At 61.7% G+C, this 15,869-nt stretch carries 10 protein-coding genes; 7 read left to right on the forward strand and 3 right to left on the reverse strand.

Translation table 11 applies throughout. From position 1 onward, the window contains the following. Positions 1-146 precede the first annotated feature (146 nt). Positions 147-386: a hypothetical protein gene (locus AC0IPL_RS21315; RefSeq protein WP_474277180.1), complete on the forward strand. Its 240-nt coding sequence runs from the start codon at positions 147-149 to the stop codon at positions 384-386. Between the two features lie 412 nt (positions 387-798). Here AC0IPL_RS21315 and AC0IPL_RS21320 read toward each other — a convergent pair whose 3' ends face one another. Then, complete coding sequence (locus tag AC0IPL_RS21320) at positions 799-2,034, reverse strand: right-handed parallel beta-helix repeat-containing protein (protein WP_474277182.1); 1,236 nt, start codon at positions 2,032-2,034, stop codon at positions 799-801. Positions 2,035-2,575: 541 nt separating this feature from the next. On the opposite strand from AC0IPL_RS21320, the gene rfbF reads away from it, so the two are divergent. The 5 genes from rfbF (at position 2,576) to AC0IPL_RS21345 (ending at position 8,826) form a co-directional block, all read left to right on the forward strand. Beyond that, a complete protein-coding gene (rfbF, locus tag AC0IPL_RS21325) occupies positions 2,576-3,352 on the forward strand; it encodes a glucose-1-phosphate cytidylyltransferase (RefSeq protein WP_474277184.1) in 777 nt (258 codons plus the stop codon). A 2-nt stretch (positions 3,353-3,354) separates the two neighbouring features. Further along, a complete protein-coding gene (locus tag AC0IPL_RS21330; RefSeq protein WP_474277186.1) occupies positions 3,355-5,697 on the forward strand; it encodes an NAD-dependent epimerase/dehydratase family protein in 2,343 nt (780 codons plus the stop codon). Then, complete coding sequence (locus tag AC0IPL_RS21335) at positions 5,694-6,869, forward strand: class I SAM-dependent methyltransferase (RefSeq protein ID WP_474277188.1); 1,176 nt, start codon at positions 5,694-5,696, stop codon at positions 6,867-6,869. Before AC0IPL_RS21330 ends, AC0IPL_RS21335 begins: the two co-directional genes overlap by 4 nt. Further along, positions 6,866-8,041, forward strand: coding sequence for a class I SAM-dependent methyltransferase (locus AC0IPL_RS21340; protein ID WP_474277190.1), 1,176 nt, complete (start codon positions 6,866-6,868; stop codon positions 8,039-8,041). The genes AC0IPL_RS21335 and AC0IPL_RS21340 overlap by 4 nt, the downstream gene beginning before the upstream one ends. Positions 8,042-8,241: 200 nt before the next feature. Continuing rightward, positions 8,242-8,826: a polysaccharide biosynthesis/export family protein gene (locus tag AC0IPL_RS21345; protein WP_474277192.1), complete on the forward strand. Its 585-nt coding sequence runs from the start codon at positions 8,242-8,244 to the stop codon at positions 8,824-8,826. A 98-nt stretch (positions 8,827-8,924) separates the two neighbouring features. Here AC0IPL_RS21345 and AC0IPL_RS21350 read toward each other — a convergent pair whose 3' ends face one another. Together AC0IPL_RS21350 and AC0IPL_RS21355 are read right to left on the reverse strand one after the other, a co-directional pair. Continuing rightward, complete coding sequence (locus AC0IPL_RS21350; protein WP_474277194.1) at positions 8,925-9,911, reverse strand: nucleotidyltransferase family protein; 987 nt, start codon at positions 9,909-9,911, stop codon at positions 8,925-8,927. A 3-nt stretch (positions 9,912-9,914) separates the two neighbouring features. Beyond that, on the reverse strand, positions 9,915-11,015 hold the full coding sequence (locus AC0IPL_RS21355) for a hypothetical protein (protein ID WP_474277196.1): 1,101 nt from the start codon (positions 11,013-11,015) through the stop codon (positions 9,915-9,917). A gap of 773 nt (positions 11,016-11,788) precedes the next feature. Here AC0IPL_RS21355 and AC0IPL_RS21360 point away from each other — a divergent pair. Then, positions 11,789-15,869 (forward strand): cadherin-like domain-containing protein (locus AC0IPL_RS21360; RefSeq protein WP_474277198.1); only part of this gene is annotated, 4,081 nt, incomplete at its 3' end.

The following is a 15,869-nucleotide window of genomic DNA, read 5'->3' on the forward strand; positions in this document are numbered from 1 at the left end:
TATTGCGGCAACGGCTGAAGAAAAACAGCCGCGGCAAGGGGATTTCAACAGTTTTGCAGCTAATCCCTGCGTTGAAATGAACGCAGGCCTCCCCTAAGGTCGCCTTTAAACGGGCCCTTTTCCAAGTTCTCCAGAGGAGTATGACAATGAAACATCTACTGACTGCCCTGACGCTGGCAGCCCTGACCTCGGCCACCGCCGTTTCCGCTCAGACAGCAACCACCGCGACCACCAGCACCACCACCACTACTACTGGCCTTGGCGGTCTTGGCGGGTTGAGCGCCGGTGCTATCGCAGGTGCGCTGGCCGGCCTGGTTGTGCTGGGCGTTGTGACCAACGACGACGACGAAGTTGGCACCACCACCACCACCACCACCACCAACTGATCGGCGGCGGGCCGGTTGCACCGGCTCAGCGTGTGAGATTGCGGAAAGCGGGCCTGCGCAGGTCCGCTTTCTTGCGTTTGGGGGACAGGGGCCGCGTTCGCCCCGGAAACTTCCAGGATCGGGGTTTTGCAAGTTGACCCGCCTCGATAATACGGAAAAGTGCCCGGTTTCTGTGTTATCGAGCCCTATTGGATCCGCAGGCCGGCTCGGATCGCACCGGAATAATACCAGCGTGGCCGGGCTGCCTCCAGACAGTTATGCGCGCCGGGGCCGTGATTGTCTGACGTGTGGTCCAAACCAGTTGCGTCGGCTTGGCGGGCGTCTGCATGGCCATCACGAGCCGAACCCCCGGTGAAGCTGCGCAGGACTGCAACTTGAGGAGGCGCGATTCGGGGGAAGTCGGCTTTGGTGATCAGGGCAGGGGACCCGTACCCGGCTGAAACGTCGCCGCGTCGGTCCGGTGCCTGGGCCTCCCGGTTTCGGCAACATCACCGCCGAGATTGCTGCCCGACGGGCTGGGCGCCTCGGCGCCGAGGAAGCGCATCTCGCTGACATTGCCGAGCAGGCTGATCCCCTCCCAGCGGATGTCATAGCCATCCTTGATCAGGAAGGCGCGAGTGCTGGCGGGCGTGGTGTTCTCAAAGACCGAGGCGCTGACCGTGATGTCATGCGGCATCAGATGCGCGTTGTGCGCGTCCAGCAGGCCGCTGCGGTTGAGCACGGTGACAACAACCCCATTGGGGCTGTCGATGAACTCGCTGCCGGAAATACGGATATTGTGGTTCTGCTTGCTGGGGTCGAAATCGGTGCTGGTTTTGTACAGGCTCTTGATGTCGATGCCGCTGACGCCGTTGTCGTAGAACACCGAGTTCAGCACCTTGCCGTCCTTGAAACCGCCGGCAGTATCGATCCCGTCGCGGTTGTTGCCCTCAAAGAGGCTGCCTTCGACCGTCATCCGCTCGGGGCCGTCGCCACTGGGGGTGGCGGTGGTCTTGATGCCGTCGCCCAGAGAATTGCGGAAATGGCTGCCGGTCACCGTGGCGTCATCGCCGCCGACGATGCGGACTTGGTAGAAGCCGCCATCGAAGGAGCTCTGGTCCAGGCTGAAGCGGTCGCCGTTCTGTACGTCGATATGCATCGAGACATTGCCGGAAAAAGCGCTGTTCTCGACGGTGACCCCATCGCCGTCGACGACCAGCACGCGCTTGGTGTGGTAATCCTTGCCCGGCACCGGGTTGGCGGCGCTGTAGCCGGTGCTGGGCGCGTTCACCACGTCGAAGGTGACATTGCTGACGGTCACGCCGCTGGACAGGTTGAACAGCGCCGAGGTGTCGGCGGCCGAGGTGGTGCGCACATCCAGGCCTGCGCCTTTGGTTGCGGTCAGGGTGAAGTTTTCCGGTAGCCGCAGGTTCGACCCCGAGATCTTGTAGGTATCTTCAAGAACAAGCGTGTCCCCGGCCTTGAACGTTTTGTTCGACAACAGGGACGCAAACGCGCTGGAGACATCCTGACCCGCGGACCAGCCGAAATCAGACGAATAGAAGGGCAGAGCGCGGACGTCCTTTGCGTCAGAACCCGCGGCCAGAATGTCGCCAGCCAGCAAGGTGCCGATGATGGCGATGCCGATGCGGGTTGAAAAATAGGGCATCGAAATTCCTTTCCTTCCGGCAGCGGATGCAGCGTTGCAGATCGCCGACACGCAGGCCTGACCGCAGCGGGGCGCGATTGCCTGCTCCGCTGCGGTCAGGCCATGTTCAACTGGTTAAAAATAGCGCAGCCGGGCGATACGGCAAAAGGTCAGCGGTTCTGGCGCTGCGGTGCGGAGGTCTTGCGCGGCGGTCGCGCCAGGCTGAGGCTGAAATGCGCAGCGGCCAGTGTCGGCCTTTACTTGTGAAGGTTTCGGATTACCGTTCCGACCAAGGGGGCAAATATTCTGCCCCTCCCGGGGGGTTAAGTGGTTCTGCCAAGGTCGAGATTGATCCGTATGCTGTCTTGCGACATGCCGGAAGACATTGCTCCGGTTCAGCCCGCTGCCAGTATTGCGGTCTGTTCACCGCTCCAAAAACAGAAAAGCGCGCGCCCTGTCGGCGTGTCGGTGCAGCCGCACGGCGGTTTTCGGCAGCACCCCTGCGCGCCATGCCCGACCACAGTACCAGTGTTTCCAGTAACTCCATCAAAGGAGAAGTTTTATGAAAGTGGCTATTCTTGCCGGGGGCAAGGGGACCCGTCTGGCTGAGGAAACTTCAGTCAGGCCCAAGCCGATGGTGGAGATCGGCGGGATGCCCATTCTCTGGCATATTATGATGTTATACTCCCGTTACGGGTATGACGATTTCGCCGTCGCTCTTGGTTACAAGGGAGATTATATCAAACGGTACTTTGCCGAATACGGAACCTTGGCCGGCAGTATCACTGTCAACATGGGCCGCCCCGATCCGGTGGTGCGCCATGACCAGGAGCATGCTCCCTGGACTGTCGACCTGATTGAAACCGGCAACGAAACGCTGACCGGCGGCCGGGTCAAGCGGTTGCAGCCGCATCTCGGCAAGGAAACCTTCATGCTGACCTGGGGGGACGGGGTTTCCGATGTGGACCTCGACAAGCTGCTGGCCTTTCACCGCTATCACGGAAAGCTGGCAACCGTCACAGCGGTGCGCCCGCCCGCTCGCTACGGGCATATGCGGTTTGACGGCGACCAGGTCACGGCCTTTGAGGAAAAGCCGCAGACAGCCGAGGGCTGGATCAACGGCGCCTTCTTTGTGCTGGAGCCGCAGGTTTTCGACTACATCGAAGGCGACATGGTGATGTTCGAACACGCGCCCTTGGAAAATCTGGCCAAGGACGGCCAGCTCATGGCCTATCGCCACGATGGTTTCTGGGCGGCGATGGACACGCTGCGCGACAAGCACATTCTGCAGAAGCTGTGGGATTCCGGTGAACGCCCCTGGGCGGTTTGGGAGAAGTGAGCATGCGTGTATTGGTGACTGGTCATCGGGGGTATATCGGAACCGTTCTGACCCCGATGCTGATGGCGGCGGGGCATGAAGTGGCGGGCATTGACAGCGATCTCTACGAACGCTGTACCTTTGCTCCGGGCGGTGAGATGCCGCATGTGCCGATGATCCTCAAGGATATCCGGGCTATAGAGACTGCGGACCTGCTGGGGTTCGATGCGGTTCTGCATCTGGCCGCGCTGTCAAATGATCCGCTGGGCGATTTCCGCCCGCAAACCACCTATGACATAAATTTCGAAGGCACCATGAAGGTGGCCCGCGCTGCCAAGGCCGCCGGGGTGCAGCGGTTTGTGTTTTCGTCCTCCTGCTCGAACTATGGCGCGTCGGGCGCCGATTTCATTGACGAAACCGGTGCGTTCAACCCGGTCACCCCCTACGGGGAAAGCAAGGTGAAATCAGAACTGGCGCTGGCAGAGCTGGCCGATGACGGCTTTTGCCCGACCTTTTTGCGCTCTGCCACGGCCTATGGCGTCAGCCCGCGCATCCGGTTCGATCTGGTGCTGAACAATCTCGTCGCCTGGGCGGTGACAACCGGCAATATCCACATGAAATCGGATGGCACGCCCTGGCGGCCGATCACCCATATCGAGGATATCAGCTGCGCCTTCCTGGCAACGCTTGAGGCGCCGGTCGAAGAGATCCGCAACGAGGCGTTCAATGTCGGGGTGACGGAGCACAATTACCAGATCCGCGAGCTGGCCGAGATTGTGGCCGATGTGGTTCCGGGCTGCGAGGTTACCTTTGCCGAGGGCGCCGGGCCGGACAAGCGCTCCTACCGGGTGAACTGCGACAAGATCCGGCGCGTCATGCCGCAGTTCAAGCCGCAATGGGATGCGCGCCGCGGCGCGCGGTCGCTTTATGAAGCCTACCAGGCGCAGAAACTGACGCTGGAGGCGTTTGAGGGGCCGCGCTATCAGCGCATCGGCCACATCAAGAAGCTGATTTCCGAGGGGATCATCGATGTCACCTTGACACATACCCCCGCAGGCGAAGCCGCCCGCAGCCAGGAGGCCCAGGGCACAGAGCAATCGGTGTTTTCGTCCGACAGCACCAGGGCGCAGTGCATCTCCTGCGGTCACAAGGGGCTGGAACCGATCCTCGATCTGGGGCGGATGCCGCGGTCGGACGGCTTGCTGGAGGCGGCGGGCCTGTCGCAGAAGGACACCCTGGTGCCGCTGCGGCTGGGCTATTGTCCGGGCTGCACGCTGGTGCAGCTGCTGGAAACCCGCCCGGCCGAGGAAATGTTCGGCGACGATTACGTCTATTTCTCATCCTACTCCGAGGATCTGCTGAAGCATTCCAGGGAGAATGCGCAGGAGCTGATCAGCACGCACGATCTGGGGCCGCACAGCCTAGTGGTCGAGATTGCATCGAATGACGGCTATATGCTGCAGAATTTCAAGGCGCAGGACATCCAGGTCCTGGGGATCGACCCCGCCAGCCGACCCGCCACGGCGGCCCGCGAAAAGGGGATCGAGACGGTCGTCGACTTCTTTGGTACCCGCGTGGCTGCCAATCTGCGCGCCCAGGGCAAGCGGGCGGATGTGATCATCGCTAACAACGTGGTCGCCCATGTCGCGGATCAGAACGACCTGGTGGCGGGGATGGCGGATCTGATGGCGGACAACGGCACCATTGTTGTCGAATTCCCCTATGTCCGCGACATGATCGATTTCATCGAATTCGACACTATCTACCACGAGCACCTGTGCTACTTCTCGGTCGGCTCCGCCAAGGCGCTGTTCGAGCGGCACGGTTTGTACCTGAACGATGTCCGCCGCCTGCCGATCCACGGCGGCTCGCTGCGGCTCTATTTCAACAAATACAAGGCTGTTACGGATGCGGTGCAGGGTATTTTGGCCGAAGAGCATGACCTCGGGCTGGATCGCTACGATTACTACAAGACCTTCGGCGCGCGGGTGCGCGCCTTTCGCGACCAAGCCCGCAAGCTGGTGGGCACGCTGAAGGCTGACGGCAAACGCATCGCCGCCTATGGCGCCGCTGCCAAGGGCACGATCATGCTGAACTTCCTGAACCTGAATGATCGCGCCATCGACTATGCCGTCGACAAGAACATCCACAAGCAGGGCAAATACATGCCCGGCGTGCGGATCCGGATCGACGAGCCGGAGAAGCTGATGGAGGACAGGCCGGATTACGTGATGATCCTGCCGTGGAATTTCCGCGATGAAATCATCCGCCAGCAGCAGACCTTTCTTGAGACGGGAGGGAAGTTCGTGGTTCCGATCCCCAATCTCGAAATTGTCAGTGCGCCGGAACAGGACAGCAGCAGATGAGCGGCAAGAGCGCCTGTCCGGCCTGCAGCGGCCGGGACCTCACCGAGATTTACCGGCTTGAGGCGATCCCGGTGCAAAGCTGCATCCTGCTGGAGACTGCCGAGAAGGCCCGGCGGTTTCCGCGCCATCCGCTGGTGCTGATGTTCTGCGAAAGCTGCGGTTTCGTCTTCAACTCCGTGTTCGAGCTGTCGCGTGTCGACTATGCCTCCACCACCGAGGAGAGCCAGCACTTCTCCGGCACCTTCAACCGGTTTGCTCGGGAACTCGCGGCGGAGGTGGCCTCCCTCTACGACCTGAAGGGCAAGCGCACGCTGGAAATCGGTTGCGGCAAGGGCGAGTTCCTGCAGGAGCTCGCCCGCCAGTCCGGCACCATCGGGCTGGGGGTTGATCCCGGTTTCATCCCGGAACGGCTGCCCGGAGCAACAGGGCAGGAGATCACGTTTCAGCGTGAATTCTTTGATCCGGGCACCATCGCCGCGCCGCCGGATTTTGTCGTCTGCCGCCACACCCTGGAGCACATTCCCGATGTGGGCCGGTTCCTGAAGGACATTGTGCAAGTCATCGGCGACCAAGCCTGTGCCGGTGTCTTTTTCGAAACCCCGGATGTTCAGCGGGTGCTGCAGGAGGGCGCCTTCTGGGACATCTATTTCGAGCATTGCTCCTATTTCACCCAAGGCAGCCACGCGCGGTTGTTCCGGCGCGCGGGCCTGGATGCGACCCGGCTGTATCTGGCCTATGAGGGGCAATACATCATTCAATACGCAGCCCCCGCGGCAGGACGCCCGGCCTTGCCGCAAGAGGACGACCTGGACACGGTGCGCGCCCTTGCCGCGGCCTTTCCGCAGAAGGTGGCCGAGGTCCGGCGCCACTGGACCGACTTCGTGCGGGCTCGGCATGGCGCCGGCAAGCGGGTGGCGATCTGGGGAGGGGGGTCGAAATGCGTGTCCTTCCTGACCACAAACGATCTTGGGGCGGAGGTGGCGCAGGTCGTCGACATCAACCCGTTCAAACAGGGCAAATACCTGCCCGTCACCGGCCACCGCGTCAGCGCCCCAGAGCAGCTGCGGGAGACGCCACCCGACACGGTGATTGTCATGAACCCGGTCTACCTGGCCGAAATCGGGGCGCAATTATCCGCAATGGGCCTGACGCCAGAGCTGGTTGCGGTATGACATCCGGGAGCACCATAGCTTGCCCGCTGTGCGCCGCGCAGAAGGCCCAAGCCATCTTTAAGCTGGAAAGCGTTCCGGTGATCTGCAACCAACTGTGGCCGGACCGGGCGGCGGCGCGGGCGGCGCCTGCCGGAACCGTAGATCTGCAGCTTTGCTCCGATTGCGGGTTCATCTGGAACTGCGCCTTTGAGCCTGAGCGCATGATCTATGCGCCCGGCTACGAGAACGCGCTGCATTTCTCACCCAGGTTTCAAACCTTCGCCGAGGAGCTGGCAGCCGGGCTGGTGGCGCACCACGGGCTGGAAGGAAAACATGTGATCGAGGTCGGCTGCGGCGACGGCCATATGCTGGACCTGATGGCGCAGAATGGCGTGGCATCGGCCACCGGCTTTGATCCCTCCATGGCGGGGGTAGCCACGCCCTTCACCGCCCGCGACACTGTGGAGATTGTCGGCGAATACTTCTGCTCCGATCAGTTGGACCGGCCGTTTGACGCGATCCTCTGCCGCCATGTCCTGGAGCATCTGGAGGATCCGGTTGCCCTGCTGCACGATATCCGTCGGGCCATCGGGGGCCGGGATGTGCCAGTGTATTTCGAAGTGCCGAATGCCGGCTGGATGCTGGATGCGGTGTCGATGTGGGATGTCATCTACGAACATGTGGGCTATTGGAGCGCACCCGCCATAACCGCCCTGTTCCGGCGGACCGGCTTCGATCCGGTGTCCGTGCGCACCGGCTATGGCAACCAGTTCCTGATGGTCGAAGCGGTCCCGGTCGAACCGGAGCCGGGCTATCTGGATCCGGGCGCCGCAGAGATCTGCGCATCCGCCAAAGCCTTTGGACAGGCGGCGCGTGCGGAACTGCAGCGGTGGCGCGACAGGTTGCAGGACTATGACGGTGACATCGTGATCTGGGGCGCCGGCTCAAAAGGGATCACCTTCGCCAATGCCCTGGGGGAGGCGGCGAAGTCCCTGAGGGCGTTTGTTGATTTGAACACCCGCAAGCATCAGAGGATGGTTCCGGGTGTCGCCTTGCCGGTGATCGCGCCGGAGCAGCTCGTCAGTCTCCGGCCCTCTATGGTGCTGATCTCGAACGCTTTGTATGAGGACGAAATCATCGCCCAGGTTCAGGCCGCAAGCTTGTGGCCGGAATTCGCAATCATCGCCGGGTAGGGGAAGGGGCGGTTTTTTCGCATCGATGCCTTAACAATCTAAAGTATGATAATGCTACCATGGAGAGCATGCATGAGGATCAACAGGATCAAAGTGCCGCCCTGATTTCCCGGGGGCTGTGCGGAACCGGATCCGGTGCAACAGGCCGGGGAGGCCGCAGATATCTGTTATCACTTTCTTTGCCCTCAGGGAGGTCTGCTATGTTCAAGTTTATGTTCAGTTTTTTCACGGCGCTGCTGGTGACTGCAGCAGTCCAGGCGCAAGCCGGTTACAAGATCAAACCCGGCGACACGCTGAGCATCGAGGTGCTGGAGGATGAGAACCTGAACCGCAGCGCTCTTGTTCTGCCGGATGGGTCCATCAATTTTCCGATGGCTGGCGGCGTGGCCGCAGCCGGGCGGACGGTCGAGCAGATCAGGAGTGATCTGACAAATGCCCTGACGCCCAACTTTGCCGCCCAGCCGCGGGTTTTTGTGTCGGTAGACACGCTGGCTGAACCGGTGGCGCGGGGAACCGCCATCCGCAGAAGCCGCCCCGTCTATGTGATGGGAGAAATCACCGCCCCGGGCATGCTGGAGGCAAACCGCAGCACAACCCTGCTTCAGGCCCTTGCCCAAGCTGGCGGCCTCACCCGTTTTGCTGCCGAGAAGCGCATTCAGCTGCGCCGGGGCGACAAGATCTATCTCTACAATTACCGCACAAATGGTGGCTCCGGCATCTCCGGCAGCACGGTGCTTTCGCCTGGGGATGTGATCGTGGTTCCGCAGCGGCGCCTATTCGAATAACTCGACGCCAAGCCTCTGCCAGTCGGCAGAGGCGGGCCCGGTCCAGGGCGCCCTGCCGGATCACCCGCGCGGCCGAATCTGCGGTCTTGTTCGGGGTCTTATTTTGACTGGCGCAGCCACAGCCAGAAGCGCGTCTGTCGCAGGCGCAGGATCATCTTCCATTCCAGCCCGGCAAGGACCGGATGCCGGGATCTCAGCAACCTGCGCTGGTGTAGCACCCAGCCCAGCGGGCTGCGCGGCCCTTGGGGAAAAGCCGCTTCGGGAAACAGCTGCCGGATTATGCGACACTGCAATTCCAGCCCGAGTTTGAAACGGTAAGTCGGGAATTTTTCCTCGACCAGTCGCCAGTCGATGGGATCGTCTGGAATTGAACACAGCTCAATCAGGTCGTTCAGGTACCGCAGGTGAACAAACCCCGAGAACACACCGCGGTCATGCAGCATGTCATGCGCCAAATTGGTCATCAGGCGCAAATTCGCATTGGGGATCCGCACGGCCCCCTCTCCAAACGGAACGAGACGGCTTTGCTCTTCCATGTCGCGCGCGCTGATCGCGCCGAAATAGCGCTCCGGGATCTTGTGATGTATGTCCAATGCGCCGGCGGCATCCGCCCGGAAGTAGCTTCCCAGCGAATACTGGTTTTGGCTGTCCGGGAATTTTTCGTAGCCGATGCTGCTCAGGATCCGTTCGACAGCGGCATCCTGATCCGGATTCGTAACGATATCGAGGTCAAAGGACATCCGCGACACGTCGGCGGCATCCGCGGCCTGAAATAGATTGACCGCCCCCTTCATCAGGCCGACTTCCAGCCCCTCTGCGGTCAGAGCTGTCAGGACCTCGTCAAGCTGGGCTTTCAACATGCTGTTGCGGGTGTTGTTGGCGGCATTGACCGAGGCGAGGTAACTCAGCGCCTCAGGGTCGACCTGCGCGGCCTGACCGGACCGGAGCAGCCTTCTGTACAGCAGCGGGCCGACAAGATTTTCATTGGCGCAACCGATAATCCGTTCCCAATCCGAGTTCCGGGGCACCCGTCCCCGCAGGCATTCGGAAAAATCGACCAGAGCATTTGGAGGAAATACGGGCATCTATCAGCCCCTCCCTGCGCGGCGCCAGGCCTCTAGCGCCAAGGCGGCTGCCTGATCAAGACCGTCAAAGCCGACCCGGAAGAACCGCGCGGTGCCGACCAGGGCAGCCAGGGATTCAAAACCATCGCCCGACAGGCTGTCGTCCTGGGACCAGCAGGATCCCAGCATCATCTGGATGATCTCCTCCTCAGCGGTGACAGGCTCCAGCCCGGCCGCTGCATCCGACTGTCTGTGAAGAAAGAGCACGCAGCGGACAGGCCGCGGCGGACATTGGCCCGCGGCCAGCGCAATGTAGCGGACCACCTTGCCGTCCGGCCGCAAATAGCTTGGTCGGGTTTCAAGCTCTGGCCGACGGGACGCAAGAAGGGGCAGTGCGCCGCATTTTAACGTGGCTGGAAATGGCAGGGCCATCACCTGGCCACCGCTGCGCAGCACCGCCAGATCGTCCCCTTCGAGGCTGAAGCCTTCGTCCTGCAGCGCAACGGATAAGGTCGATTTTCCGCGGCCGGGGGCCCCGCACAGCAGCATGTTCCGGCCATCGGCGGAAACGGTCGCCGTGTGCAGCACCGGATCCTGCGCGGCATCCAGGACCAGCGTAGTCAGCAGGAACTTCAGCGCGGCACCAATTTCGTTCCAGCGGTGCCAGTCCGGGTCTTCACCGGCCCAGGCAAGCCCGACCCGCGCTGTCTCCTCGACAAGGACAAGTTGATTTGGGGTGGGGGCGGTCGGCACCAGGAGGTGGTCGAACAGGTTGCGCACCATCTCTGCCGTTTTTTCACCGGTGCAGGAAATTCCGATTGTGAACCCGTCAATTGACAGGCACAGGCGGGATGTGATCGCCACGGGTCCGGAGCACGGAGCCAGATAGCGGACGGCTCCTGAATTCAGCAACTCGGTTAAATTCTGCAGGCCATTGGCACCGTCGGTTGATGCCGATGAAACGAATTCGGAAATGGTTAGTCCGTCAACCAGCCGGGGCCATAATGCAACTGTGATTTCAGATGCATAGAAGAGTTTTTGTGTATGTGGCAGAAATAAAAAATGGCTGTTCCCAACATTGACAAGGCGCACATCGGGAAAGGCCATAATTTGAGCGAGGTCCAAGAATAACCCTCTCTAGATTAAACTGAAGATTGCGACATCCGAGGATGTCGCAAAATCCCCCGCGGGGACCACCAGTAGAAACGAGTGACCGCCAGGCGAGCGACGTCCTTTTAGGGCCGTCTCCTCCTCCGGATTATTCTCCGTCTCCTTCTCAGTCTTCTCCTCGCGCCGCCGCCGCCGCCGCCGCCGGACTTTGCGACAGCCTCGGATGACAAGGTTGTGGACAGAAGAAATGCAACCGCGGGCGTTGTTACCGCCGCGAAACGTCCAGCTTTTTGAAGGACTTCCCTACGTTCAGGGGATTCAGGCTTATCTGTGTGGTCTGACATGGTACCCTACTTCACTCGTACTTTGGTCAATTCAGCTCATCTAAGTCGACCGACCCGAAAATCAAATCGGCAAGGTAGATTCTGGGAATTTGGCTATACACTGTCAAATTTCCCCGCTCCATAGCGCTCCACCAGACGAAAACTCACGGAACCTTGACGTTTACTGTGACCTTTGAAGGGAGTCGTGTCAACGGTGCGGCCTCACCGGGCGCGCGCGTGCAGTCGTGCAGTGTCGGGATTCTCCAACACTCCCGCGCCCAGGTCACGCGAGTGTTGGAGTTTGTAAGGCGGCTGTGGTATTCTGTGTGAAGTACGCAAAAGCGTCTTGTTCCCTTTGCGGTGGCCTGGAAACGGGGAGTTCGGGCCTAGTTAGTTACTAGTTAGTTAAATGAGTAAGCGGTTTGGCAAGCCGCTGCGTTACGAGTTCATTTGGGGGGAAGCCGGGTGTTTTCATCAGATGATTTCAGCGAGGGCTCGCTGGATCCTACGGTTTGGACAATCGAAGGGCCGGGAGGGGTCTCTGCGAATGTGGACGTCAATGCCTCGGACGCCTATCTGGAACTGGAGACCCCGAATGGCAATTATGATGCCTGGCAGACCAACAATGCCGCGCGGGCGATGCAGGCCATCGCCGACGAGGATTTCCAGGTCGAGACACGCTTCCTGACCACGCCCAGCGAGCGCTTCCAGCTGCAGGGGATTCTGGTGGAGCAGGATGCGGGCAACTGGGTGCGCTTTGACACCTATTCCGATGGCAACGTGCTGCGGGTCTTTGCCGGGGTGACGGTGAATGGTTCGTCCTCCTCGCGGGTCAATGCGGTGATCCCGGCGGGGGCCGCCGAATACCTGCGGGTCGACCGCTCCGGTGACACCTGGAGCTATGAGTATTCCGCCGACGGCAGCAGCTGGACCACGGCGGTGAGCTTTAGCCATGCGCTCAACGCCACCTCGGCCGGTGTGTTTGCGGGCAATACCGCGCAGGCCACCGGCTATACCGCGCAGGTCGATTATTTCGAAGTCGCCAGCGACCCGATCACAGATGAGGACGGCAGCGTCACCCCGGTGAACACGGCCCCTGTTGCGCAAAATGACAATTATCTTCTGGCGCCGGATGGCAGCCTGACAGTTGATGCCGCCAGCGGCGTGCTGAACAATGACAGCGATCCCGACGGCGACCCCCTGACCGTTTCCCTCGACACGCAGGCGGCAAACGGAACCGTAGCGCTCAACGCAGACGGGGCATTCTCATATACGCCGGATGCTGGGGCCTCCGGCTCCGACAGCTTCCGCTACACGCTCAGCGATGGCGCCGATAGCGTGACAGGCACCGTGACGCTGGCGGCGTCCGGGCCCGGCGGCGGCCCCATTGTCCAGGACGCCCCGGTGCTGACAACCGGCACGCCGGTGTTCAGCAAGGCTATCGTGACAACTGCCATGCCGCTGACCCATGTCGGGCTGGGCGCGGATTTCGACGGGGATGGCGACATCGATCTGGCTGCCACCTCCGAGCAGAACGACTCGGTTGTCTGGTACGAGAACGACGGGGCAGAGAATTTCACCGCGCATGTCATCGATACTGCGCTGGAGTCTTCTTATCCGGCCTCGGTTGCCGATCTGGACCAGGACGGCGACTCTGACATCCTTGCGGGCGGGTACCGTGACGATCTGTATGTCTGGTACGAGAATGACGGCGGCGGCAGCTTCCAGCGCCACACCATCGCCGCCAAGGACGGGGCGCATTTCATCGAAGCGGCGGATCTGGACGGTGACGGCGACCTTGATCTGGTCACCGCAAGTCAGGATTCAAACACCATTGCCTGGTACGAGAATGACGGCGCCCAGACCTTTACGGAGCGGGTGGTCGACAGCAATGCGATCGAGGCCAAGACGGCGATCGCAATTGATATCGACGCAGACGGCGATCTTGACATACTGGCCGCGAGCTATGGGGACAACACGGTTGCGCTCTATCTCAATGATGGCAGCCAGACGTTCACCAAGCAGATCATCGATAATGCGGCAAACGGGGCCTATTACGTCACAGCGGCCGATCTGAACGGTGACGGCAGTATCGATATCGCGGCGGCGGCAAAGCTCGACAACCAGGTCATCGGTTATTTCAACACCGGCGGGGCTTTCACCAGGTCGGTTCTGGCAAGCGGTCTGGGCGGGGTGCGCAGCGTGACCGCTGATGATGTGGATGACGATGGCGACATCGATCTGCTTGCGGCCAGTGTCAACGACAATTCGGTGCGCTTCCTGGAGAACAACGGCTCCGGCGTTTTTGGCGCCGTGACGATAGATAACAATGCGCTTGGTGCCTATACGCCGATTCCGGAAGATATCAATCAGGACGGCCTTGGGGATGTTATCGTCGCCAGCAAGACCGATGCGACAGTGGCGGTCCTGCTGCAATCGCGGGAGCAATCCGCCTTTTTGAATGCAGGCGACACCTTTGCGATCGACCCGTCTGTGCTGTCGGCAACGGACAGCGAACAGAGCGCCAGCGAGCTGGTCTACACTGTGGTGTCGGCGCCAAGCTTGGGAACGCTGCGGCTGAACGGGGCGGATCTGGCCGCAGGCGGCAGCTTTACCCAGGCGGATGTCGATCAGGGCCTTGTGTCCTTTGCAACCGCGTCCGGCACGGATGGGCTGGACGGGTTTGAACTTGGGCTCAGCGACGGGATTTCGTCACCGGCGCCCGTCCTCTTCAATTTCACAATCGGCTCTCCCGCTTCCGGCAGCGGACTGGTGTCGGATGATTTCAGCAGTGGAGCGCTGGATCCTGCGGTGTGGACCATTGAGGGCCCGACCGGGGTGGCGGCGGGGCTGGGGACCAGTGCCTCGGACGCCTATCTGGAGCTGGTGACGCCGGATGGCAATTATGATGCCTGGGGCGCCAACAATGCGGCCCGGGCGATGCAGGCCATCGCTGACGAGGATTTCCAGGTCGAGGCGCGCTTCCTGACCACGCCCAGCGAGCGCTTCCAGCTGCAGGGGATCCTGGTGGAGCAGGATGCGGGCAACTGGGTGCGCTTTGACACCTATTCCGATGGCAACGTGCTGCGGGTCTTTGCCGGGGTGACGGTCAATGGCAACTCGTCGTCGCGGGTCAATGCAACGATCCCGGCCGGGGCCGCCGAATACCTGCGGGTCGACCGCTCTGGCGACACCTGGAGCTATGAGTATTCCGCCGACGGCAGCAGTTGGACCACGGCGGTGAGCTTTAGCCATGCGCTCAACGCCACCTCGGCCGGTGTGTTTGCGGGCAATACCGCGCAGGCCACCGGCTATACCGCGCAGGTCGATTACTTCGAGGTGGCCAGCGACCCGATCGCCGATGAGGACGGCAGCATCACCCCGGTGAACCAGGCGCCGCAGGCCGCCGATGACGCGCTGGCGGCGGCCATCGACACGCCGCTGGTGATCGATACCGGCGATCTTCTGGGTAATGACAGCGATCCCGACGGCGATCCGGTCACCTTCGACAGTTTCACCAGCCCGGCCAACGGCACCCTCGTCGACAATGGCGACGGCACGCTGACCTACACGCCGGATGCGGGCTATGAGGGCCCCGACAGCTTCAGCTACACGATCAGCGACGGCAGCCTCAGCGACACCGCAACCGTGACCCTGACGGTTGCCACGCCCGCCTCCGGCAGCGGACTGGTGTCGGATGATTTCAGCAGTGGAGCGCTGGATCCTGCGGTGTGGACCATTGAGGGCCCGACCGGGGTGGCGGCGGGGCTGGGGACCAGTGCCTCGGACGCCTATCTGGAGCTGGTGACGCCGGATGGCAATTATGATGCCTGGGGCGCCAACAATGCGGCCCGGGCGATGCAGGCCATCGCTGACGAGGATTTCCAGGTCGAGGCGCGCTTCCTGACCACGCCCAGCGAGCGCTTCCAGCTGCAGGGGATCCTGGTGGAGCAGGATGCGGGCAACTGGGTGCGCTTTGACACCTATTCCGATGGCAACGTGCTGCGGGTCTTTGCCGGGGTGACGGTCAATGGCAACTCGTCGTCGCGGGTCAATGCAACGATCCCGGCCGGGGCCGCCGAATACCTGCGGGTCGACCGCTCTGGCGACACCTGGAGCTATGAGTATTCCGCCGACGGCAGCAGTTGGACCACGGCGGTGAGCTTTAGCCATGCGCTCAACGCCACCTCGGCCGGTGTGTTTGCGGGCAATACCGCGCAGGCCACCGGCTATACCGCGCAGGTCGATTACTTCGAGGTGGCCAGCGACCCGATCGCCGATGAGGACGGCAGCATCACCCCGGTGAACCAGGCGCCGCAGGCCGCCGATGACGCGCTGGCGGCGGCCATCGACACGCCGCTGGTGATCGATACCGGCGATCTTCTGGGTAATGACAGCGATCCCGACGGCGATCCGGTCACCTTCGACAGTTTCACCAGCCCGGCCAACGGCACCCTCGTCGACAATGGCGACGGCACGCTGACCTACACGCCGGATGCGGGCTATGAGGGCCCCGACAGCTTCAGCTACACGATCAGCGACGGCA

Source organism: Leisingera sp. SA32, from assembly GCF_056033425.1.